We start from the raw sequence: 23,132 nt of genomic DNA, 5'->3' as shown, positions 1-23,132 counted from the left end.
GACTAATGAAACTGAATTTTTCAATTTATCGTTATAATCCAGACATTGATAATGCGCCGCACATGAAAGGTTATACCCTTGATGTGCCTGAAGGCTCTGACATGATGGTTCTTGACGCATTAATTTTGCTGAAAGAACAAGATCCGACACTTGCTTTCCGTCGTTCATGCCGTGAAGGTGTGTGTGGTTCTGATGGCGTAAACATGAATGGCACGAATGGCCTTGCTTGTATTACTCCTTTGTCTGCACTAATCACTGATAAAACTATTGTGATTCGTCCATTGCCGGGCTTGCCAGTTATTCGTGATTTGATCATTGATATGGAGCAGTTCTACGCGAACTACGCGAAAGTGAAACCGTACCTTATTGATGATGGTGCAATACCGCCTGCGCGTGAAAACCTCCAGTCGCCAGAAGACCGTGCTCATCTTGACGGCTTATACGATTGTATTATGTGTGCTTGTTGTTCGACATCTTGTCCGTCTTTCTGGTGGAATCCAGATAAATTCATCGGACCTGCTGGTCTGCTAGCGGCGTACAGGTGGCTAATTGATAGCCGAGATACTGCAACAGATGAACGATTGTCTGATCTTGACGACGCTTTTAGCGTTTTCCGTTGCCATGGCATCATGAACTGTGTAAATGTTTGTCCTAAGGGATTAAATCCAACCAAAGCAATTGGTCACATTAAATCAATGCTGCTTAAACGAGCGGTATAAGTAAAAGAATTATCGATATGCTAGCCTGACCTGCTTTGTCAGCAAGGCTAGCTTTTAAGTCCGGCTTAGAGACCGGAAAAACGGCGATAACTAGTGGTTAAGGGAAAACAATGCAGAACGGCGTTATGAAGGCATGGCTTGAGTCTTCACACCTAGCTGGCGCCAATGCGACTTATGTAGAAGACCTCTACGAGTTGTATCTTAGCGACCCAGAATTAGTTGATGAACAATGGCAAACCGTTTTTGGTGATTTGCCAGTAGTTAATGAGAATGTTGTAGAACAACCTCATTCACGTGTTCGTGATTATTTCCGACGTCTAGCGAAAGAAACAACTCATCTAAGCGCTACCGTCAGTGATCCAGATGTAGATGTTAAGCAAGTTAAGGTATTGCAGTTAATTAACGCATACCGTTTCCGTGGGCATCAACACGCAAACCTCGATCCTCTAGGATTGTGGGAACAGGAGCGAGTCCTTGAACTTGCCCCTGAATTCCACAATTTGACCGAGGATGATTTTAATGAAAGTTTCAACGTCGGTTCTTTTGCCGTTGGTCAAGAAACGATGAAACTTTCAGAAATATATGCAGCACTGAAGAAAACCTACTGTGGGTCTATCGGTGCAGAATATATGCATATTACGAATACGGATGAAAAACGTTGGATTCAGCAGCGTCTTGAATCTGTATCGAGCACTGGTACGTTTAGTAAAGATGAAAAGCAATGTTTTCTTGAAGAGTTAACAGCTGCCGAAGGTCTTGAACGTTACCTTGGTGCAAAATTCCCAGGTGCGAAACGCTTCTCGTTGGAAGGTGGCGATGCCCTTATTCCAATGATGAAAGAACTGATCCGTCATGCTGGTAGTCAGGGTGTACGTGAAGTTGTTGTTGGTATGGCTCACCGTGGTCGTCTCAACATGCTTGTTAACGTTCTGGGCAAAAAACCGCAAGACTTATTTGACGAGTTTGCGGGTAAACATGGGGAAAGTTGGGGTACAGGTGATGTGAAATATCACCAAGGTTTCTCTGCTGACTTTGCAACCCCTGGTGGTGATGTGCATTTAGCTCTCGCATTTAACCCATCACACCTAGAAATTGTTAACCCTGTTGTTGTTGGTTCTGTTCGTGCTCGTCAAGATCGCTTAGGTGATAGTGATGGTTCGAAAGTTCTGCCTATTACACTTCACGGTGACTCTGCGATTGCAGGGCAGGGTGTCGTAGCTGAAACATTTAATATGTCTCAGGCGCGCGGTTACCGCGTTGGTGGTACTGTGCGTATTGTCGTGAATAACCAAATCGGCTTTACAACGTCTAACCCTCAGGATATGCGATCAACGCAATACTGTACCGATATTGCGAAAATGGTCCAAGCACCTATTTTCCACGTCAACGCTGATGATCCAGAAGCGGTAGCGTTTGTTACGCGTGTCGCATTTGATTTCCGTAATACCTTCAAACGCGATGTCGTAATTGATTTGGTTTGTTACCGACGCCATGGACATAACGAAGCTGATGAGCCTAATGCAACTCAGCCACTGATGTATCAGAAAATCAAAAAACACCCAACACCGCGTAAAATTTATGCAGATACATTGACTGATAGCGGAATCTTCGAGTTAGAAACAGCAACTAGCTTTGTGAACGAATATCGAGATGCGCTTGACCGCGGCGAATGTGTGGTTAAAGAATGGCGTCCGATGAAGCTGCATTCAGTCGACTGGGCTCCATACCTAGGCCATGACTGGACAGTTGACTGGGCAAGCAAAGTTGAACGTGAACGCTTACAAGAGCTTGGTCAGCGTATTTGTCAGTTCCCTGATAGCCATACGCTACAAGGGCGAGTACAGAAGCTGTATAACGACCGTGTATCCATGTTAGCGGGTGATAAGCTTGTTGATTGGGGTATGGCGGAAACATTAGCGTATGCAACGTTAGTTGATGACGGTAATCGTATTCGTATTACAGGGCAAGACTCTGGTCGTGGAACATTCTTCCACCGCCATGCTGTATTGCATAATCAAGCTGATGCAAGTACCTATGTACCGCTAGCGAATCTGCATGATAAGCAAGGCCCATTCGAAGTTATCGATTCGGTTCTATCTGAAGAAGCGGTGTTAGCATTCGAATACGGTTACGCGACTGCAGAACCAAGTGGTTTAACCATTTGGGAAGCACAGTTTGGTGACTTTGCTAACGGCGCTCAGGTTGTTATAGACCAGTTCATTAGTTCAGGTGAACAAAAGTGGGGACGTATGTGTGGTTTAACCATGCTGCTGCCACACGGTTATGAAGGTCAAGGTCCTGAGCACTCATCTGCTCGCCTTGAACGTTACTTGCAGCTTTGTGCTGAGCAAAATATGCAAGTTATCGTACCGTCTACACCTGCGCAGGTTTATCACATGTTGCGTCGTCAGGTTGTACGCCCTATGCGTCGTCCTATGATTGTGATGTCACCAAAATCACTACTTCGTCATCCACTCTGTGTTTCAACAATGGAAGACTTGGCGGAAGGTACATTCCAACCTGCGATTGGTGAGGTGGATGCACTAGAGCCGACACAAGTGAAACGTGTCGTGTTCTGTTCTGGTAAGGTTTATTACGATCTTCTAGAGCAACGTCGTAAAAATGAACAAACAGATGTTGCGATTGTTCGTATTGAACAATTATACCCATTCCCTAAAGAAGATGTTGAAGCTACATTGGCTGACTATCAACATGTTACTGACTTTGTTTGGTGTCAAGAAGAGCCTCAAAACCAAGGCGCATGGTATTCAAGTCAACACAACTTCCGTTCAGCATTGCCAAAAGGCTCTGATTTGAATTATGCAGGTCGCCCTGCATCGGCGTCACCGGCTGTGGGTTACATGTCGGTACACCTTAAGCAGCAGAAAGCGTTAATTGAAGACGCTCTGACTATTACAGAATAAGAACTGGAAACAAAAGGACAAAACCGATATGACGATCGAAATTCTGGTTCCTGATTTACCTGAATCCGTTGCTGATGCGACAGTTGCGACTTGGCATAAGCAGCCTGGCGATGCTGTTACACGTGATGAAGTGTTGGTTGATATTGAAACTGACAAAGTAGTGTTGGAAGTTCCAGCACCTCAAGATGGTATCTTAGAAGCAATTATTGAAGCTGATGGCACCACTGTTTTATCTAAGCAGCTAATTGGTAAGATTAAAGCGGGTGCGGTTGCTGGTGAACCAACAAAGGATGTGCCAGCTGCTGCTGAATCATCGCCGAACAAGCGCAATACGGCATCACTGACTGAAGAAACGAATGAAGCACTAAGCCCTGCTGTACGTCGTCTACTTGGCGAACACAGCATTGAAGCATCTGCGGTTAAAGGCACTGGTGTTGGCGGTAGAATCACTCGTGAAGACGTGGAAGCTTACCTGAAAAATGGCAGTGCTCCAGCGGTTACTCCTACTGCTGCTGAAGCTAAAGTAGAAGCGCCACTTGCTGCGCGTAGCGAGAAACGAGTTCCTATGACTCGCCTACGTAAGCGTGTTGCAGAGCGTTTGCTTGAAGCTAAAAATAGCACTGCAATGTTAACGACGTTTAACGAAGTTAATATGAAACCAATCATGGACCTTCGTAAGCAATACAAAGATATCTTTGAAGAGCGTCATGGTATTCGTTTAGGTTTCATGTCTTTCTACGTGAAAGCGGTTGTTGAAGCCCTAAAACGTTACCCTGAAGTAAACGCATCAATCGATGGCGATGATATTGTTTATCATAACTTCTTCGATGTCAGCATTGCGGTATCAACGCCGCGTGGTTTAGTTACTCCGGTTCTACGTGACTGTGACAAACTGAGCCTAGCTGAAATCGAGAAAGGTATTCGTGAGCTAGCAATCAAAGGTCGTGACGGTAAGCTTACTGTTGACGAATTGATTGGTGGTAACTTCACAATTACCAACGGTGGAGTCTTCGGTTCTCTGATGTCTACGCCGATTATTAACCCACCGCAAGCCGCTATTTTGGGTATGCATAAAATTGCTGACCGCCCAATGGCTGTTGATGGTAAGGTGGAAATTTTACCAATGATGTACCTTGCACTGTCTTATGATCACCGTTTAGTCGATGGTCGAGAGTCAGTGGGTTACCTGGTAACAATTAAAGATCTATTAGAAGACCCAACACGTCTATTACTAGACGTTTAATATCTAAAAAGCTAAGCCGGGCAGGCTCAACGTCCGGCTTACATAAAAGCTTGAAGATAGAATGACGAAGAAATACCCAAGAGTATTTCATATGGATATAACACTTCCCCTAAGGGATATAAAACGGATAGAACATCATGAATTTGCATGAATACCAAGCAAAACAGCTTTTTGCTGAGTACGGTTTGCCAGTTCCAGAAGGTTTCGCATGTGATACAGCGCAAGAAGCATTTGAAGCTGCTGGTCGTATTAGTACAGATAAAAAAGTTGTTAAGTGTCAGGTACACGCAGGCGGCCGTGGTAAAGCGGGTGGCGTAGAGATACATGATACAAAAGACGGTGTTAAAGAATTTGCTCAAAAATGGTTGGGTAAAAACCTCGTCACTTTCCAAACTGATGCAAATGGTCAACCAGTAACGAAAATCTTGGTTGAAGAAGCGTCTAACATCGCAAACGAATTATATTTAGGTGCGGTTGTAGACCGCGCTACACGTCGCATTGTATTCATGGCATCGACTGAAGGCGGTGTGGATATTGAAAAAATTGCTGAAGAAACGCCAGAACTTATTCACCAAGCTGCGATTGATCCATTGGTTGGCCCTCAGCCATATCAGGGTCGTGAACTTGCATTTAAACTTGGCCTAGTTGGCGATCAAATTAAGCAATTCGTTAAAATCTTTCTGGGTCTAGGCAACATGTTTGCTCAATACGACTTAGCGCTATTAGAAATCAACCCACTTGTTGTTACTGCTGAAGGTAACCTTTTGTGTCTTGATGGAAAAATCAACATTGATTCAAATGCAATGTACCGTCAACCTAAGCTACGCGAAATGCACGATCCATCTCAAGAAGATGAGCGCGAAGCACATGCTGCGCAATGGGAACTTAACTATGTTGCACTAGACGGTAGCATTGGCTGTATGGTTAATGGCGCTGGACTTGCTATGGGTACGATGGATATCGTAAACCTACATGGCGGTCAACCTGCTAACTTCCTAGATGTAGGGGGCGGCGCCACAAAAGAACGTGTAACTGAAGCATTTAAGATCATCCTATCGGATACGAATGTTAAAGCGGTTCTAGTCAATATCTTTGGCGGTATCGTACGTTGTGATCTTATTGCTGATGGCATCATCGGTGCTGTTGAAGAGGTTGGTGTTAAAGTACCCGTAGTTGTTCGCCTTGAAGGTAACAACGCACCTCTAGGTTCGAAAAAACTGGCGGAAAGTGGTCTGAATATTATTGCTGCGACTTCTTTATCTGAAGCTGCGGAAAAAGTAGTTGCTGCAGCGGAGGGCAAATAATGTCTGTACTAATTAATAAAGATACAAAAGTTATTTGTCAGGGCTTCACTGGTGGTCAAGGTACTTTCCACTCAGAGCAAGCTATCGCATACGGTACAAAAATGGTTGGTGGCGTTTCACCTGGTAAAGGTGGCACAGCGCACCTTGGTCTTCCTGTATTTAATACCGTACGTGAAGCCGTTGAAGAAACTGGCGCAACAGCATCCGTTATCTATGTACCCGCACCTTTCTGTAAAGATGCAATCCTTGAAGCAATTGATGCTGGCATTAAGTTAATCGTAACGATAACTGAAGGTATTCCAACGCTTGATCTTCTTGACGTAAAAGTACGTTTAGATGAAGCCAGCGTAGTGATGATTGGTCCTAACTGTCCGGGCGTTATTACTCCTGACGAATGTAAGATCGGCATCATGCCTGGTCATATTCATCAGAAAGGTAAAGTAGGTATTGTATCTCGTTCAGGTACGCTTACTTACGAAGCTGTTAAGCAAACTACAGACGAAGGTTTCGGTCAGTCTACATGTGTTGGTATCGGTGGCGACCCTATCCCTGGTTCTAACTTCATTGATATTCTTAAACTTTTCCAAGAAGACCCTGAAACTGAAGCAATCGTAATGATTGGTGAAATCGGTGGTACTGCAGAAGAAGAAGCGGCAGCATTCATCAAAGCTAACGTGACTAAACCTGTTGTTTCTTACATCGCAGGTGTTACGGCTCCTCCTGGTAAGCGTATGGGTCATGCTGGTGCGATTATTTCTGGTGGTAAAGGTACTGCTGAAGATAAGTTTGCAGCCCTTGAAGAAGCTGGCGTTAAGACAGTGAAAAGCCTTGCTGATATCGGTAAAGCATTACGTGAAGTTACTGGTTGGTAATTATTTTACTTCTTTAGTTTTTGCTAGTGTAAAAAGCCTATCTATTATTAGATAGGCTTTTTTATTTGAACGCGATTCAATTTAGTCGGTTTTATTCACTGCTCGTTAAGCAGGAATATATTTTTTTTATTGTATAATCACTAAAAATTGAACGGTGTATTTAATGTCTATGAATAAGTACAAAATATTCTTCGTACTGCTGTTTATTGTAGGTAGTGTACAAGCTAAGGAAGATAAAGCAGCGTATCAAGACTGTGTTTTACAGTATGTAACTGGCACGGAAGATCCGAGTGCGGCCAGCATGTTAACCCATGCCTGTAACCAGCTTTATGTTGATAACTTCATGTTGTCTGAAGAAGATGCGAACTATAATCAATGTTTACTCGATTACCTGCCAGATTCCAAAAATAGAGCAGTATCAATGAAAATTAAAAAAACATGTAATGAGAAGCACCGTAGCTTCTTTAATTAGATATTTAATTATATGCTTTTAATCAATCGTATTTCTCGTTGATAAAGAAAAGCCAGCAATACATGCTGGCTTTCTCTGTCTACAGTAATGTAGTAGCAACGTTATCTTTCTGCTCTTCTCAACTGGCTTAGCATGAACATCGCAGCTGCTGCGACAACAACGGAAGGGCCTGCAGGTGTGTCATAATGCCATGACATTGCAAGACCGATAAATACTGCAATAATGCCAATAACAGAGGCCATACACGCCATCATTTCTGGGCTATGTGAGAATCTACGGGCGGTTGCTGCTGGAATAATGAGTAATGATGTAATAATTAATGCGCCAACAAACTTCATTGCTACGGCGATAACCATACCCACCATTAGCATTAGTGCCAGTCGCATTAAGTCTACATTTACCCCTTCCACTTGTGCCATGTCTTCATTGATGGTCATTGATAGTAGCGGACGCCAAAGTGCGATCAGCGCACCAAGTACTAAAATCCCCCCGCCGTATATCCACATCAAATCAGCGGCTGTAACGGCCAGTAGATCACCGAAAAGATAAGACATTAAATCGATACGAACATGATCAAGAAAACTCACTGCCACTAAGCCTAACGACAATGCACTGTGTGCCAAAATACCGAGTAAAGTATCTGTTGCGACATATTTTTGTTTTTGCAAGCTCACTAAAATAACGGCTAGCACCATACAACAAATAATTAGCGCTAAGTTTAGGTTTATATCAAATAGAAAACCGAGGGCTATTCCTAGTAATGATGCGTGAGATAATGTATCACCAAAGTAAGCCATTTTTCGCCATACAACGAAAGAACCTAGTGGCCCCGCTAGAATTGCGATACCAATACCAGCAGCAAGCGCAGGAAGAAGAAACTCAAGCATTATCGTGTCCGTGTTGTTTATTATGTTGGCATGGGCCGACAGGGCTACCAGCTAAATCGTGCTCATGATTATGGTGGTGGTGATATAATGCGAGTTGCTCACTCTGCTGTTGACCAAATAGCGCAACATATGACGGGTGATTAGTAATTGTATCGGGTTCACCTGAGCAACAAATATGATGGTGTAAACAAATAACGTTATCAGTTTTTGCCATCACTAAATGTAGATCGTGCGATACCATTAAGATCGAACAATTTAATATATCGCGAAGTCTTTGAATTAGATTGTAGAGTTCAAGTTGACCATTTACATCTACACCTTGAACAGGCTCATCTAGCACTAATACGTCAGGTTTTTGTAATAGTGCACGCGCTAATAAAACCCGCTGCATTTCACCACCCGATAACGAATGCATATCACTATGATGTAAGTGAGTGCCACCGACTAAGGTTAATGCTTCTTTCCTGGCATTTTCGTCATAGCTACCAGCTAGACGCATGAAGCGGTCGACCGTTAATGGCAAGGTTGAGTTGAGTTGTAACTTCTGCGGTACGTAGCCAATCCTAATTCCTTTTTGACGAACAACGTGCCCTGCAGAAGGTTTACGTAGTCCTGTAATGACTTTAACTAAAGTCGATTTACCTGCACCATTAGGACCAATTAATGTGGTGATCTGCCCTCGCTCAAGTTTCATTGATACTTGGTCAAGTACATGTCGGTCACCAAAAGTGACAGTCACCGATTGTAATTCAACTAACGTTGTCATAAAAAAGAATGCTTATAGAGATTTGCAAAAGTAAGGTGTTATATTATAACATCACACCATATTGCTCGTCATCTTTAATTTTTATAGGAATTCTTATGCGTCGCTTTACCTTGTGGTGTAGTGCCATTGCGTTAGCTTTTTCAACAACAGTATCAGCAAAAGACTTTACGGTTGTTACCACGGTGAAGCCATTAAATTTGATTGTGCAAGAACTGGTAGAAGGTGTAACAACCAGTGAGAGTATTTTGCCTCCAGGTACTTCTCCACATGATTATGCATTACGTCCTTCAGATGTTAAAAAAATTCAAGATGCTGATTTGGTGATATGGGTAGGGCCGGAATTGGAGCGTTTCCTCACCAAATTGTTAACAGATAAAGAGAACAGTTTAGCAATTACGCTCTCGCATTCAGTCGATTTTCGCCATTATGATAATGATGAGGTTATCGACCATGGTGACCATAAACATAGCCATGATGGTATAGATCCGCATCTATGGTTAGGGCCAAAGCAAGCAATTCAAGCTGCAAATGTGATCACTAGCGCGCTTGTTAAGCATGATCCATTGCATAAAAATGAATATGAAGCTAACCTTTCCCAGTTCACTACAGAGGTGAAAGAGGCAATTCTAGCGCTAGAAAATAAATTGAAGCCAGTAGCTGACCATGGCTATTTTGTTTTTCATGACGGTTATGGTTATTTTGAAGAACAATTTGGATTAAACAATCTTGGTCATTTTACGGTAGAGCCAGATCGTAGACCAGGTGCGAAGACGTTAATCTCAATTCGTCGAACATTACAAGATCAACAAGCTTCTTGCGTCTTTAGTGAGCCTCAGTTTTCTCCTTCTGTTATTAACAGTGTAATTAATGGCACTGAAGTGAAGATAGGTACTCTTGACCCTATGGCAACAAATATTGCTGAGGGCAAGGGAGGTTATGTCCAATTCCTGGAGGAGTTGGGGGAAAGTTTTAGCAAGTGTCTTAAATAAAAATGAAATTTTACAAGGTTGCAACTTCTTCAGCTAAACAGTTACCTAGGCAGCATCGGATTGCGTTGGCCTCTACGTCATTATTGGTGGCTCTTGCCCTTCTTTGGCAACCTGGTAAACATACTACTCCTACGTTTCCATCTACTCAGCGAGTTGAGATTCAACTCGCTCATGATGATATTGAAATTTTGTCAGAAAACAATAGCGAGCCTTTAGGTGCCGTTATTGATCAAGCCGATCCCGAGTTTTTAGCGCCTAAAGATGAATTAGAACAGAAGCTTGATGAAGTTACAGATGTTGCGCACTCTCATACTGTCACATCAGGTGACACCTTAGGGTCTATATTTTCGCAATATGCGCTACCAATAAGCGATATGTATCGTTTAATTGATGCGAATAAAACAATTCAGAACCTACATGTAGGGCAAAGTATTGAATGGTCGTTGAATAAAGAGGGGAAAGTGAAAGAGCTTTCTATTCAGCGCAATAAAAAAACGACCGATACCTTTGTGTTAGGCCCTAAAGCTTATACTTATAAAGCCGTTGAGAAAACAGGTGTAATCCAATCCGTCTTCTTAACGGGGCGAGTTTCAGGAAGCTTTTATAACTCAGCACAAGCTGCTGGTTTGTCACCATCACAAATCCAAACTGTCGTAAAAGCATTGCAATGGAAATTTGACTTTGGGCGTGTAGCGCGAAAAGGCGATCGTTTTGCAGTCTCTGTTGATCGTGAATTCATTGATGGTAAGTCGGTGGGGCGAGGGGATGTTAAGGCTCTTTTTTACTTAAGTGGTAATCGAGAAGTTTTCATAATGCGTCACTCTGATGGTCAGTTTTATGATGTGAATGGCCAAAGTTTGAATCGCGCTCTTCGACGTTACCCAACGGCGAAACGTTATCGTATTAGTTCGTCGTTTAACCCTAATCGTAAGCACCCTGTAACAGGGCGGATCTCACCACACAATGGTACCGACTTTGCTGTGCCTATTGGTACGCCAATACTGTCAGCAGGAGACGGTGTTGTGGTGAAATCAAGATATCACCGATTAGCTGGTAATTACATTGTCGTTAAGCACGGGCGTGATTATATGACGCGCTATCTGCATTTGAGTAAGCGCTTAGTCAAAGTTGGCGATAGAATAAAAATGGGCGAACGTATTGCTTTAAGTGGCAATACTGGACGTTCAACGGGTCCACATCTTCATTTTGAATTGATTAAAAATAATCGCCCAGTGAATGCAATGAAAGTACCTTTACCTCAAGCTGCACCTATAGCAGGAAAAGCACGCTCAGTATTTAAGAAAGAAGCGAGTGAAGAGAAGCAAAGATTATTGAATGTTATGCCTGGTTAAACTTGCCTAGATTAGTATTACTACGTAATTGAAAAAAGCGCACTCAGTGCGCTTTTTTATGGATTCAAAATACTGGAAAGAAGTATGAGATTTCCTAAAATTAAAACCTTCATTTTTGGAATCAATGAATCCATGTGTGAGTGGGTAAATGTTGATTTTAAACAAGATAGAATGCAACTGAATGTGTAAGATCTTAAGTGGAAATACTAATAATTCTTATTAAGGTAGTTATTTACTATGAAACTGTCTGAGTTGTCGTGCGGTGAAAGCGGCATTGTCACCCATTTATCTGATCTTCCTACTGCAACCCGTAAAAAGTTGATGGTAATGGGACTATTGCCTAACACTGAAATTACGGTCGTGCGTTTTGCTCCGCTGGGAGACCCTCTTCAGGTTCGAGTTCGTGGTGTTAATATTGCCTTACGTAAGCAAATTGCTGCAGATATTGAAGTGGAGGCACATTAATGAAGTACAATATTTTAACTGTTGGTAATCCAAACAGTGGTAAAACAACTTTATTTAATGGTCTTACTGGTGCAAAGCAGCAAGTCGGTAACTGGGCTGGTGTAACTGTAGAAAAGAAGACGGGTAACTACCAATGTGCCGGTGATAATTTTGCATTAACAGACTTGCCTGGTATCTATAACCTAGACAGTGCAAATGATGCGAATAGTTTAGATGAGGCTATTGCTTCACGCGCAATATTAACGACACCTGCCGATGTCATCATCAATGTGGTTGATGCATCTTGTCTTGAACGTAGTTTGTATATGACACTGCAATTACGTGAATTAGGGCGCCCAATGGTGGTCGTGCTTAATAAAATGGATGTGTTACAGCGCCAGCGTCAAATTCTGGATGTTAAAGCATTAGAAAAAATGCTTGGATGCCCTGTTTTATGTTTATCTGCAAATAATTTAAAACAAGTCGAAGCGTTCAAAACGAACCTACATAAAATGCTTGCTCAGGGTGTCGCAGTTGGTGACATGGCTTTAGATTATGGTAAGCATTTTGAATCAGCAATTGCTGAGCTTGAAGGTTTATTTTCTAATGGCCAACTAAACGCACGTTCTCAAGCTATTCGTGTATTAGAGAATGATACCTTAGTGATTAATGGCTTATCTGAAGCAGATAAAAGCCAAGCATGTAATATACGTAATAAATTATTAGTTGAAGTTGACCCTGATATTCAAGTTGCTGATGTGCGTTATACCTATTTGCACCAACTCTGCCAAAAGGTGCGTCGTCAAGAAGGTAAATTAAGCCGAAGCATTAGCGACAAAATTGATGCTGTATTATTACACCGTGCATTTGGTATCCCATTTTTCTTCGTTGTAATGTATCTGATGTTTATGTTCTCTATCAATATTGGTAGTGCATTCATCGATTTCTTCGATATTAGTGTTGGTGCGATCTTAGTTGATGGTGGCCACTATTTATTAGATGGTCATTTACCTGTCTGGTTGGTGACGGTTATTGCTGATGGTGTAGGTGGCGGTGTTCAAACCGTTGCGACCTTCATTCCTGTTATTGCATGTTTGTACTTATTCCTGGCAGTACTTGAAAGTTCTGGCTACATGGCTCGTGCTGCTTTTGTGCTAGATAAGGTGATGCAGAAAGTTGGTTTGCCAGGTAAAGCGTTTGTACCATTGGTGCTAGGCTTTGGCTGTAACGTCCCTTCAATTATGGCGACACGTACTCTTGAGCAAGAGCGTGAGCGTAAACTTGCAGCGGCAATGGCGCCATTCATGTCATGTGGTGCACGTTTACCTGTTTATGCTTTATTTGCCGCAGCTTTTTTCCCTAATAATGGTCAAAACGTAGTCTTCGGTCTTTATGTGTTGGGTATTTTCGCTGCTGTAATGACGGGCGTTGTGCTTCGTTACACACTATACCCAGGTAAAAGCGATAGCTTCATTATGGAAATGCCAGATTATGAATTTCCAACTATGCGTAATGTCGGCATTAAAACGTGGCAGAAGCTAAAGCGTTTTGTATTTGGTGCGGGTAAGACGATTGTTGTTGTTGTTGCCTGCCTAAGCTTTTTCAACTCATTGGGTACTGATGGTACATTCGGCAATGAAGACAGTGAAAATTCAGTACTATCAAGAGCTGCACAAATCGTAACTCCTGTTCTTTCGCCTATTGGTGTAAAAGAAGATAACTGGCCTGCGACGGTTGGCATTATCACTGGTATTTTTGCGAAAGAAGCAGTAGTTGGTACGCTAAACAGCTTGTATGCTCCTTCGGCAGATGAAGATGCAGAATATGATTTATTTGGTAGTTTACAAGAAGCGGTAGCATCAATTCCTGCAAACTTAGCTGATCTTAGTTATTCGGATCCCCTTGGTATTACCGTTGGCGAGCTAGATGATTTAAGTACTGCGGCTGAAGAGCAAGAAGTCGATCAGTCTATCTTTGGTAATATTCAAGCGCATTTCGTGAGCTCTGCTGCGGCAATGTCTTATTTAATATTCATCTTGTTATACACGCCTTGTGCGGCTGCTATGGGTGCGTATGTTCGTGAGTTTGGTCAGAAGTTCTCTGTATTTATTGCCGGCTGGACAATGCTGCTAGCATATACTTTTGCGACTATTTTCTACCAAGTCGCACATTTCATTGAGCATCCGGTAAGTAGCATGGGATGGATCGCTTTCTTCGTTTTGATTAATGTTGGATTGTTTATTGTGTTTAAATACCAAGGACAAAAACAGCAAAAAGAATTGGCATTATTATGATTCTTCAACAGTTAAAGCAATATATTGAGCAACATGGGCGCTCGAGCCGTAGCAACTTAGCGACTCATTTTGGGATGTCAGCCGATGGGGTTGAAGCGATGCTAGCGGTATGGATCCGTAAAGGACTTATTGGCCAAGAGCTAGTGGGTTGTGACAGTGATGGCTGCTGCCAATCAGCAAAAGAAGTCTGGTATCGATGCTTAGATGCAAACGAGTTATCAGTAACCGTTATGCGCTAATCTTTGCTCTATAAGATACAGAATATGAAGGCAACCTATTGGTTGCCTTTTTAATGCGTGTCGTTTGAAAACGGCTAATCATGACAGCGCTATGCTGAAATAAATCCAGCGATGTTGTTTAACTCTGTACGAAGATCTTCTGCTAATGCGAGTTGTAGCTCTTCAGCGCGCTGTGTGCCATCAGTATTGCCCCAAACTGGCCCAGGCCATGCAACATCAACCTTAAAACGTGCGATGTGATGTACATGCAATTGAGGAACGAGGTTACCTAATGCCCCTACATTAATTTTATCTGATTGGTAGTTATTTTCTAATAACGAAGCAACCGCGCTTGATTCACGTATGAGCTGATACTGCTCATCTTCAGGAAGGTGATGAATTTCGGTTAAGTCTTCTTTGCGCGGTACTAGAATTAACCATGGCCCTAATGCTTCTTTAGACAATAGCACTTGGCAAAGCGGTAAATCACCTAAGATTGTGGTATCTGACGCTAATCGTGAATGTAGTATGAAACTCATTGTAAATATTCCTTAAGAGTACAGTGTTGCTCACAAGCTAAAACATTGTCGATTTCTATAAATAGGTACATAGGTATTCTGACATTATCTTTGAAGTAAAGACACTCTGCTTACTGTCGGTGTATTTATTCAGGTATAAGCGTTGTTGAGTAATCAGTGTCTATGAGTGGTTAGCTTGTTAACTTGTTAAACAAGTCTTTGTTGCTTGAGTGGAGATGAAAATGGTTTATGAATATCAGCAAGTGTTGGACTTTTGGTTTGGTGAGTTGGATGGTGAAGTCCCTAAAAATGATAAGAACGCCTTGTGGTTTAAAGGTGATAAAGAGACCGATACATTAATCACAGAGCAGTATAGAGATCTGATGAGCCGCGCAGGGCGAGGTGAGTTGGGCAAGTGGGCTGAAACCCCCAAAGGTGCGTTAGCACTTATCATCTTACTCGATCAGTTTACTCGAAATATTTACCGTGGATTAAGTGCGGCGTTTCGCTACGATTCATTGGCTCTGGCTATTTGTAAGCGGGGGTTAGCAAAAAATCAAGATGAAGAATTAACGCCAATTGAACGAGTTTTTTTCTATCTGCCGTTAGAACATTCTGAAACACAGGAAGATCAGGAAGAGTGCGTATTTCGCTTTGATCGCTTGCGACAGACAGTGCTACCAGAAAACGCGGTTATCTTTGACGGCTTTTATCAGTACGCGATCAGCCATCACGATGTCATTAAGTTATTTGGTCGCTTCCCGCATCGTAATGCTGTTCATGGGCGGCTATCAACCCCTGAAGAAATGCATTGGTTAAATGGTGGCGGGCAGCGTTTTGGGCAATAAAGTGATGAGCGGTAAGAGCTCCTGATATTAAGAGCACTTGATATTAAGTGTACGTGATTTACTTTATATCGGCTTTGTGAGGGAAAAGGTCATTCTTTTGTTTCAAACATTAGGATGACCTTTTTCATACGACATATGTCGTTGAGTGCTTTTGTTAGTTCAACGCTATTGTTAATTTAAAGGTAATACGCGGTTTCTGCCCAATTGTTTAGCCTGATTCATAAAGGTATCAGCACGGTTAATTAAACATTCACCTGACTCATTTGGCTGCTTCTCTGCAACACCAAAGGATGCGGTTATTGAGTTAACACGCTGACCTGTTTTTTTATCAATCACAGAAATTCGTTCAAATGCTCGTCTGAATGTTTCAGCCTGTTGACGTGCTGATGCCTTCATTTTATGAGGAAGAATAATAGCAAATTCCTCACCACCAAAACGATAAGCTTGAGCATAATCGCGACAGTTTTCTTTTAAGCGACGTGCGATGGTTTTCAGTACTTGATCGCCCATCAAGTGTCCAAATTTATCATTGAAATCTTTAAATTTATCAATATCTAATAGAATAAAACTGAGCGGGGTGTTGCTTTCGATGTAATGTTGGAAATCTCGGTCAAAAGCGCGGCGATTTAAAATACCGGTAAGCGCATCTTCATTGGCTTCTTTTTGGCTTTCAGCAAGAGCTTCACGTAATGCGGTTATTTCATCTTTTGCGCTGTTGAGTTGACCTTTAAATGTACCCGTTGAGGCTTGAATTTGACGAGACTCTCGAATGAGATCTCTAACAAGCTTCATTGTATCGTCAAGCGACAAACCATTTTGTTCTGCGGTTTCGAGCTTATCAAAACTCTTTGTTAATACACCTTGGAATGTTTCGGTATCAGATAGCGCATCCATCATTGTGTGTGAGAGCTCTTGTACCATAGCCGTTAGGCTCTGCTTCACTTGTCGTACATCTTGCTCAGTTTGATTGGCTAAGTGTTCTTGATATAACGATTCACACAATGTAGGCGTACATAACCCGAGTTCAGCAATGCCTTGATCAATCGCTAGGTTGAGTTCAGGGGTTTGTTGCTTTGTATACGTATACCAAAGAGCGTAGTTAGTCGGGGTTATTGGGACTTTGTGTTTCATCATAAGAGGAACGGTTTTTTTTAACGTTTCAGTTGATTCCACAAAGCTATCTGTACTCATAACCTAATTCCATGTCTAAACGCAAAACTTGATATTGTGCCAATCAAGATAAATATTAATGCTCAAAAATAATACCAAGGTGCTCTTAAAGGTATGTTTATGATGGTCTAATTGAGTTGTCTCGTGAATATATAATAAAAAAGCCTTCTAAGGATACCCTAGAAGGCTTAATTTTTTTAGTTTGTATTGTTTAAATTATCAGCCAGAGCTCAAAATTTATTACATACGTTCAAGGGTTTCGATGCCTAGTAGGTCTAAACCTTGTTTAATTGTTTTAGCCGTTAGTAGAGCAAGCTTCAGGCGGCTCTGCTTCACAGTTTCTTCAGCATTCAAAATTGGGCAAGCTTCATAGAAGCTTGAGAATTTACCTGCAAGTTCGAATAGGTAAGTACACATAAGGTGTGGCTGACCTTCACGAGAAACATTCAGAACTGCTTCTTCAAACTGAAGAAGAGTTGATAGAAGTGCTTGCTCTTTCTCATCGTTGATCACAATAGGATGAGTCAGATCTGCTAGGTTTACGTCTGCACGCTTAAAGATAGAAGCTACACGTGTATATGCGTATTGCATGTACGGTGCCGTGTTACCTTCGAATGCCAACATGTTGTCCCAATCGAAGATGTAATCTGTTGTACGGTGCTTAGAAAGATCGGCATATTTAACCGCAGCCATTGCTACTGTTTTAGCAATTTTGTCTTTCTCAGCTGCATCTAGATCTGGGTTTTTCGCTTCGATAAGTTTCGCAGCACGTACTTCTGATTCATCAAGAAGATCAGCTAGACGAACAGTACCACCTGCACGTGTTTTGAAAGGGCGTCCATCTTTACCTAGCATCATGCCGAATGCGTGGTGCTCAAGTGTGACTTCTTCTGGTACGTAACCTGCTTTACGCACAATAGACCAAGCTTGCATTAGGTGTTGATGCTGACGTGAGTCGATGAAGTAAAGTATACGATCGGCATTTAATTGCTCGAAACGGTATTTAGCACATGCGATATCTGTTGTTGTATATAAGAAACCGCCGTCACGTTTTTGGATGATAACGCCCATTGGGTCACCATCTTTATTTTTGTATTCATCAAGATATACAACTTGTGCGCCGTCACTTTCAACAGCCAGACCTTTTTCATTAAGATCAGCAACAATTCCTGGAAGCATACTGTTGTACATTGATTCACCCATTACATTATCACGTGTTAGTGATACGTTTAGGCGGTCATAGTTAAGTTGGTTTTGCACCATAGTAACGTCAACAAGCTTTTTCCACATTTCTGCACAGTATTCGTCGCCGCTTTGTAGCTTAACAACGAAACCACGAGCGCGAACTGCAAATTCTTCATCTTCGTCGTATAGCTTTTTAGATTCGCGGTAGAAGCCTTCAAGGTCGGAAAGTTCCATAGAAACTTCGCCAGTTTCATTTTGAACGCGTTCTAGGTTTGCGATAAGCATACCAAACTGCGTACCCCAGTCACCAATGTGGTTAGCACGAATAACGTTGTGACCTAAAAATTCAAGGGTACGTACTACTGCATCACCAATGATGGTTGAACGTAGGTGGCCAACGTGCATTTCTTTTGCAACGTTTGGTGCAGAGTAATCGACAACAATATTCTGTTGCTTCTCAGCGGTAACACCAATGCGGTCATCGTTTAGTGCTTCTTCGCCACGCGCTGCAAGCCAAGATTTATCTAGGAAGATATTAATGAAGCCAGGGCCTGCGATTTCCACTTTTTCAGCGATACCGTCAAGATCTAGCACATCGATAACTTTTTGAGCGAATTCGCGAGGGTTAGTGCCTAACTTTTTAGCAACACCCATTACACCGTTTGCTTGGTAATCACCAAACTGAATTTTTGCAGATTGGCGAACTGCTGCTGGGCTACCTGCTGGTGCGCCAGCGGCTTCTAGTGCCTGAGAGACTTTATCGTTAATTAGTGCTTGAATGTTCACACGCAGATCCTTTAAATCGTTTGTAACGCTAATGTATTGATTAGCGAGATGAAAACGTTACGGTACTCAAGAGTTGCAATACGCAAAACCGTCAAAAATAATCACGAAAATGGGCTACAAAAATTCGAATAAATTAATGCAAATATACGTTACGTGAGTATTTTTGACGGAACATCCTCTGGACTAAGAGATAGCATCTTGAATACATTAATATGTATAGCCCTAATAATACCCACATATTAAGGTGTTTTGGCAACCTGAAAAAGGTATTGTTTGCGTTTTTTTTTGAGGAGTGGGTAACGGATGAAAATTATGCACGAATCAGATGCAGCAAGGTCTGTCGTATGGTGCTTGAGGGTTCCTCTTATGGCAAAACTGTGGATAATTATGCGTTCATTGGCTGACTTAATAATTACTGGAGAAAAAACATGCAGAAGTTAACTGACATCGGCCTACATCCTGAGCAAATGTTGGCCAATTTACCCGCTTTTTTAGATCGTATTACGGCATTGGCAAATGAACTTGGGTTACCTTTAGATCAATACCAAGCGGATCATATCGCATTGCGTGTTAATGATTTGGATATCGCGAAGGCACTTCATCAAGCATGGCTAGCGTATGGTGATGAGTGGTCAAACAATATGATTAATGGTCGCCCCATCATTGTGATTGGTTTTCACCAGCCATTAAATGTCGGTTCTTGGTCGATAGAATGTCTAGAGTTACCGTACCCAAGTGATAAGGCCTATCCACAAGAGGGGTGGGAGCATGTGGAGTTTGTGATCCCAGGTAAGGCGAAGAACACTGATGAACTCAAAGACGTATTAGAGTTGGCATTTCCCCAACTTGAACGAGAATGGCCTCGACTTTCTGAAAAGGGCATCAAGCTGAAAGCAAGTTCACCTTCTGGCGAAAAAGAGCGTTTGCCGAATCCCACCTATGCGTTTAAGAAAAACGGTGTATGTATTAAGTTACATCCGTGTTCGCTAAAAGCGGTGATTGACAGCGAACATGCTTAAATAGCGAATAGGCAGACAGAAGGCAGAATTAAATAACGAGTTGTAGGCATTAGTGGCTCTCAACTCGTTATTGATTCTGTGATAATTATCTTAGCTTACTAAAGAATGATCGTCCTATTACCATGCACAAACACACGATCATCAACAACGAGCCCTAGTGCTTTACTGAGTACTGATTTTTCAACATCGCGCCCTGATCGTGCCATGTCTTTGGCACTGAAATTATGATCAACTGGGATTACGTTCTGCGTAATAATCGGGCCTTCATCTAGGTCATTCGTTACAAAGTGGGCTGTTGCGCCAATGATTTTCACACCTCGCTCAAAAGCTTGTAAGTAAGGTTTTGCACCAATAAATGCTGGCAAAAAGCTATGGTGAATATTAATGATTTGGTGCGGGAGTGCGGCTACAAACTCTGGCGTAAGTATGCGCATGTATTTGGCGAGTACGACATAATTCGGTTCATATTGCTTAATGCATGCGAGCATTTCATCTTCATGCTCTTCACGGGTAAGTCCTTCATGGCTCACATGGTGGAAGGGGATATCAAACTTTTCTGTTAATTTACCTAATGTATCGTAATTACCCACAACAGCGGCGATGTCGACATCAAGCGTACCGTCGTACGCTTTTACCAGAATATCACCAATACAATGTGCTTCTTTCGTCACCATAATAACAATACGTTTACGCTCTGAACTGATTAAGCGGCGGTGACTACCTGTTGGAAGTGCATGATCCAGATCGGCTAAGAAGGTTTTATCGTTAAAATACCCTTCTAATTCGGTACGCATGAAGAACTGCTTGTTGGTGTTATCGACAAACTCATTGTTGTGCACAATGTTGAGTTGATGCTTATAACAGATGTTCGTGATTTTTGAGATAAGACCTATTGCATCGGGGCTATCGGTGAGGAGCGTTTTCTTTTCCATGGTCATCCTTGAACGGTATTTTTAAATTACACTCCCTTCTATGTACCGTGTATTTATAACAGGGTCAAAAGATAATTGAATTATCACGCTACTGAATAGCCTAGATATGCATTTGATTTCTATATTCCTTATGGCATTGCACTGACAACAACGAATACTTGTTTTAATTAATCATGGTCGCAGATTAACAAAGTTGGCATAATGCTCAATCTTATACTGTATAGATAACCATGAATGATAAAGTCATTTTTTGCCGCTAAAGGCGCTCTAGATAAAGCAATTCCGGGCTTTCAGGCACGACAACCTCAGATTGATATGGCACAAGCTGTAGATGATGCTATCTGTAATAAAACACAGTTAGTAGTAGAAGCAGGTACGGGGACGGGAAAAACATTTGCTTATCTTGTTCCTGCTTTAGCGCGTGGCAAAAAAACGATTATCAGTACAGGCTCGAAAAATTTACAAGAGCAATTATTTCACCGTGATTTACCTTTAATGATGCGTTCATTAGGCTTTACGGGGCGAGTGTCGTTGCTCAAAGGGCGTTCGAACTATTTATGTTTAGATCGTCTCAGTCGTCAAATGACAGAAAGTCATGGGGTACATGCCGATCCCACGCTGCTTAGCCAATTAGTCAAAGTGCGTAGCTGGTCTTCTGCGACAAAAAGTGGTGATTTGGGGGAGTGTGATAGTGTGGCAGAAGATAGCCCTGTTATTCCTATGATCACCTCTACCAACGACAATTGTTTGGGACGTGATTGTCCGTCTTTTGATGATTGTTTTGTTGTGCGAGCTCGTCGTAAGGCGATGGAATCTGATGTGGTGGTGGTAAACCATCATTTATTTTTGGCCGATCTCGCGATAAAAGAAACCGGTTTTGGTGAGTTAATTCCCGAGGCTGAAGTATTTATTTTCGATGAAGCCCATCAAATGCCTGATATCGCGAGCCAATATTTTGGTCAGAGCTTATCGAGTCGCCAACTTCAAGAATTAGCCAAAGACGTAGAAATTGCTTACCGTACTGAAGCAAAAGATATGCGGCAGCTACAAAAAACGGCTGATAGATTAACGCAAGCTGCTTTTGATTTACGGATTGTGTTAGGTGAACCCGGTTTTCGAGGAAACTGGCGTGATGCAATGAAAGCCCCTGCAGTACAACGTGAATTAACTCGTCTAAACGATGCGTTAGATCTCACTTACGATGTCTTAAAATTAGCCCTAGGGCGAAGCCAACTGTTAGACGCTGCATTTGAACGTGCCACATTATTAAAAGCACGCCTGAATCGTCTATGTGATACCTCTATTACGGGCTATTCTTATTGGTTTGAATGTACTCCGCGTCATTTTTCTTTACACATTACCCCGTTATCAGTAGCTGAAAAATTCAGAGAACAAATGGCTCTTCAAGAAGGAGCGTGGATCTTTACATCGGCCACTCTTGCTGTCGATGATGACTTCAGTCATTTTAGCCATCGCTTAGGGCTTGAACCTAAACAGCAGTTCTCGTTAGAAAGCCCGTTTGATTATCAACAACAAGCGTTGTTGTGTGTGCCCCGGTTCTTACCCGAACCAAATAGCTTTGGCACCGCAGATAGGCTGGTGGAGATGCTTACGCCACTGATTGAAGCCAATAATGGGCGTTGTTTCTTTTTATGTACCTCTCATCAAATGGTGCGAGACTTAGCAGAAGGCTTTCGTGCGAAGTTAGATTTACCTGTTTTAGTACAGGGGGAGACAACGAAGCAAAAGCTTTTAGCTGAATATTTAGAACGGGGTAATGCACTTTTAGTGGCGACAGGTGCCTTTTGGGAAGGTATTGATGTTAGAGGGCAGGCGCTTAGCTGTGTTATTATCGATAAATTGCCTTTTACTGCACCGGATGATCCGTTGCTAAAAGCACGTATTGAAGATTGCCGCTTACGTGGTGGTGATCCTTTTTCACAAGTGCAAGTACCTGATGCTGTTATTACCCTAAAGCAGGGTGTGGGTCGTTTGATCCGCGATAAGCAGGATAAAGGTGTGCTCGTTATTTGTGATAATCGCTTGGTCACGCGTCCTTATGGCGCTGTCTTTTTAAGAAGCCTACCACAGATACCACGTACGCGTGATATCAGTCGTGTTGGGCAGTTTCTGTCGGAAGTTAACGGTGTTGATACGTCGGTAACTGATGACCACTAGCATTCAGAGGCT

General features: G+C 42.3%; 20 protein-coding genes. 14 read left to right on the top strand and 6 right to left on the bottom strand.

Annotated elements, in window-relative coordinates:
- The first annotated feature begins 5 nt into the window (after positions 1 to 5).
- From C9J47_RS08750 to C9J47_RS08725, 6 genes are all read left to right on the top strand, one after another.
- Positions 6 to 719 carry a succinate dehydrogenase iron-sulfur subunit gene (locus C9J47_RS08750; protein ID WP_107253168.1) on the top strand — a complete coding sequence of 238 codons (714 nt, stop codon included), beginning with the start codon at positions 6 to 8 and terminating at the stop codon, positions 717 to 719.
- A 110-nt stretch (positions 720 to 829) separates the two neighbouring features.
- A complete protein-coding gene (gene sucA, locus C9J47_RS08745) occupies positions 830 to 3,643 on the top strand; it encodes a 2-oxoglutarate dehydrogenase E1 component (protein WP_107253167.1) in 2,814 nt (937 codons plus the stop codon).
- Positions 3,644 to 3,671: 28 nt separating this feature from the next.
- Positions 3,672 to 4,886: a 2-oxoglutarate dehydrogenase complex dihydrolipoyllysine-residue succinyltransferase gene (gene odhB, locus C9J47_RS08740; RefSeq protein WP_107253166.1), complete on the top strand. Its 1,215-nt coding sequence runs from the start codon at positions 3,672 to 3,674 to the stop codon at positions 4,884 to 4,886.
- Positions 4,887 to 5,023: 137 nt separating this feature from the next.
- Positions 5,024 to 6,190, top strand: coding sequence for an ADP-forming succinate--CoA ligase subunit beta (sucC, locus tag C9J47_RS08735; protein ID WP_107253165.1), 1,167 nt, complete (start codon positions 5,024 to 5,026; stop codon positions 6,188 to 6,190).
- Positions 6,190 to 7,062, top strand: coding sequence for a succinate--CoA ligase subunit alpha (gene sucD, locus C9J47_RS08730; RefSeq protein ID WP_107253164.1), 873 nt, complete (start codon positions 6,190 to 6,192; stop codon positions 7,060 to 7,062). The genes sucC and sucD overlap by 1 nt, the downstream gene beginning before the upstream one ends.
- Positions 7,063 to 7,225: 163 nt before the next feature.
- Positions 7,226 to 7,534, top strand: coding sequence for a VF_A0006 family four-cysteine protein (locus tag C9J47_RS08725; RefSeq protein ID WP_107253163.1), 309 nt, complete (start codon positions 7,226 to 7,228; stop codon positions 7,532 to 7,534).
- 101 nt (positions 7,535 to 7,635) lie between these two features.
- Here the strand turns inward: C9J47_RS08725 and znuB are convergent, their stop codons facing one another.
- Together znuB and znuC are read right to left on the bottom strand one after the other, a co-directional pair.
- The gene (gene znuB, locus C9J47_RS08720; RefSeq protein ID WP_107253162.1) at positions 7,636 to 8,421 is read right to left on the bottom strand and encodes a zinc ABC transporter permease subunit ZnuB; all 786 of its coding nucleotides are present in this window, start codon (positions 8,419 to 8,421) and stop codon (positions 7,636 to 7,638) included.
- Entirely contained in the window at positions 8,414 to 9,187 is a 774-nt protein-coding gene (gene znuC, locus C9J47_RS08715; RefSeq protein WP_107253161.1) for a zinc ABC transporter ATP-binding protein ZnuC, read from the bottom strand. The genes znuB and znuC overlap by 8 nt, the downstream gene beginning before the upstream one ends.
- A 95-nt stretch (positions 9,188 to 9,282) precedes the next feature.
- Here znuC and znuA point away from each other — a divergent pair, with 95 nt between their 5' ends.
- The 5 genes from znuA (at position 9,283) to C9J47_RS08690 (ending at position 14,505) form a co-directional block, all read left to right on the top strand.
- Positions 9,283 to 10,176 (top strand): zinc ABC transporter substrate-binding protein ZnuA, encoded by an 894-nt coding sequence (znuA, locus tag C9J47_RS08710; protein WP_107253160.1) that lies wholly within the window; start codon positions 9,283 to 9,285, stop codon positions 10,174 to 10,176.
- 2 nt (positions 10,177 to 10,178) lie between these two features.
- Positions 10,179 to 11,528, top strand: a complete 1,350-nt coding sequence (mepM, locus tag C9J47_RS08705) for a murein DD-endopeptidase MepM (protein ID WP_107253159.1) — start codon at positions 10,179 to 10,181, stop codon at positions 11,526 to 11,528.
- A gap of 237 nt (positions 11,529 to 11,765) precedes the next feature.
- Positions 11,766 to 11,993 carry a FeoA family protein gene (locus tag C9J47_RS08700; protein ID WP_006231125.1) on the top strand — a complete coding sequence of 76 codons (228 nt, stop codon included), beginning with the start codon at positions 11,766 to 11,768 and terminating at the stop codon, positions 11,991 to 11,993.
- Complete coding sequence (feoB, locus tag C9J47_RS08695; RefSeq protein ID WP_107253158.1) at positions 11,993 to 14,266, top strand: Fe(2+) transporter permease subunit FeoB; 2,274 nt, start codon at positions 11,993 to 11,995, stop codon at positions 14,264 to 14,266. The genes C9J47_RS08700 and feoB overlap by 1 nt, the downstream gene beginning before the upstream one ends.
- Complete coding sequence (locus tag C9J47_RS08690; RefSeq protein WP_107253157.1) at positions 14,263 to 14,505, top strand: FeoC-like transcriptional regulator; 243 nt, start codon at positions 14,263 to 14,265, stop codon at positions 14,503 to 14,505. Before feoB ends, C9J47_RS08690 begins: the two co-directional genes overlap by 4 nt.
- An 89-nt stretch (positions 14,506 to 14,594) precedes the next feature.
- Here the strand turns inward: C9J47_RS08690 and C9J47_RS08685 are convergent, their stop codons facing one another.
- Entirely contained in the window at positions 14,595 to 15,023 is a 429-nt protein-coding gene (locus C9J47_RS08685; protein ID WP_107253156.1) for an HIT domain-containing protein, read from the bottom strand.
- A 221-nt stretch (positions 15,024 to 15,244) separates the two neighbouring features.
- Here C9J47_RS08685 and C9J47_RS08680 point away from each other — a divergent pair, with 221 nt between their 5' ends.
- Positions 15,245 to 15,850, top strand: a complete 606-nt coding sequence (locus C9J47_RS08680; RefSeq protein WP_107253155.1) for a DUF924 family protein — start codon at positions 15,245 to 15,247, stop codon at positions 15,848 to 15,850.
- 171 nt (positions 15,851 to 16,021) lie between these two features.
- Here the strand turns inward: C9J47_RS08680 and C9J47_RS08675 are convergent, their stop codons facing one another.
- Complete coding sequence (locus tag C9J47_RS08675; RefSeq protein ID WP_107253154.1) at positions 16,022 to 17,041, bottom strand: GGDEF domain-containing protein; 1,020 nt, start codon at positions 17,039 to 17,041, stop codon at positions 16,022 to 16,024.
- Between the two features lie 219 nt (positions 17,042 to 17,260).
- Positions 17,261 to 18,991 (bottom strand): arginine--tRNA ligase, encoded by a 1,731-nt coding sequence (gene argS, locus C9J47_RS08670; RefSeq protein WP_107253153.1) that lies wholly within the window; start codon positions 18,989 to 18,991, stop codon positions 17,261 to 17,263.
- 428 nt (positions 18,992 to 19,419) lie between these two features.
- Between argS and C9J47_RS08665 the strand changes: the two genes are divergently transcribed.
- Complete coding sequence (locus C9J47_RS08665; RefSeq protein WP_107253152.1) at positions 19,420 to 20,010, top strand: VOC family protein; 591 nt, start codon at positions 19,420 to 19,422, stop codon at positions 20,008 to 20,010.
- Positions 20,011 to 20,108: 98 nt separating this feature from the next.
- Here the strand turns inward: C9J47_RS08665 and purU are convergent, their stop codons facing one another.
- Positions 20,109 to 20,948 (bottom strand): formyltetrahydrofolate deformylase, encoded by an 840-nt coding sequence (purU, locus tag C9J47_RS08660; RefSeq protein ID WP_211321720.1) that lies wholly within the window; start codon positions 20,946 to 20,948, stop codon positions 20,109 to 20,111.
- A gap of 228 nt (positions 20,949 to 21,176) precedes the next feature.
- Here purU and yoaA point away from each other — a divergent pair, with 228 nt between their 5' ends.
- Entirely contained in the window at positions 21,177 to 23,120 is a 1,944-nt protein-coding gene (gene yoaA, locus C9J47_RS08655) for a DNA repair helicase YoaA (protein ID WP_107253150.1), read from the top strand.
- The last annotated feature ends 12 nt before the right edge of the window (positions 23,121 to 23,132 follow it).

The sequence above is a fragment of the Photobacterium indicum genome (assembly GCF_003026215.1).
In the GTDB taxonomy this organism is placed as follows: Bacteria; Pseudomonadota; Gammaproteobacteria; order Enterobacterales; family Vibrionaceae; genus Photobacterium; species Photobacterium indicum.
Note: the sequence above shows the minus strand (reverse complement) of the source record. Positions and strands in the feature narration are given on the sequence as shown.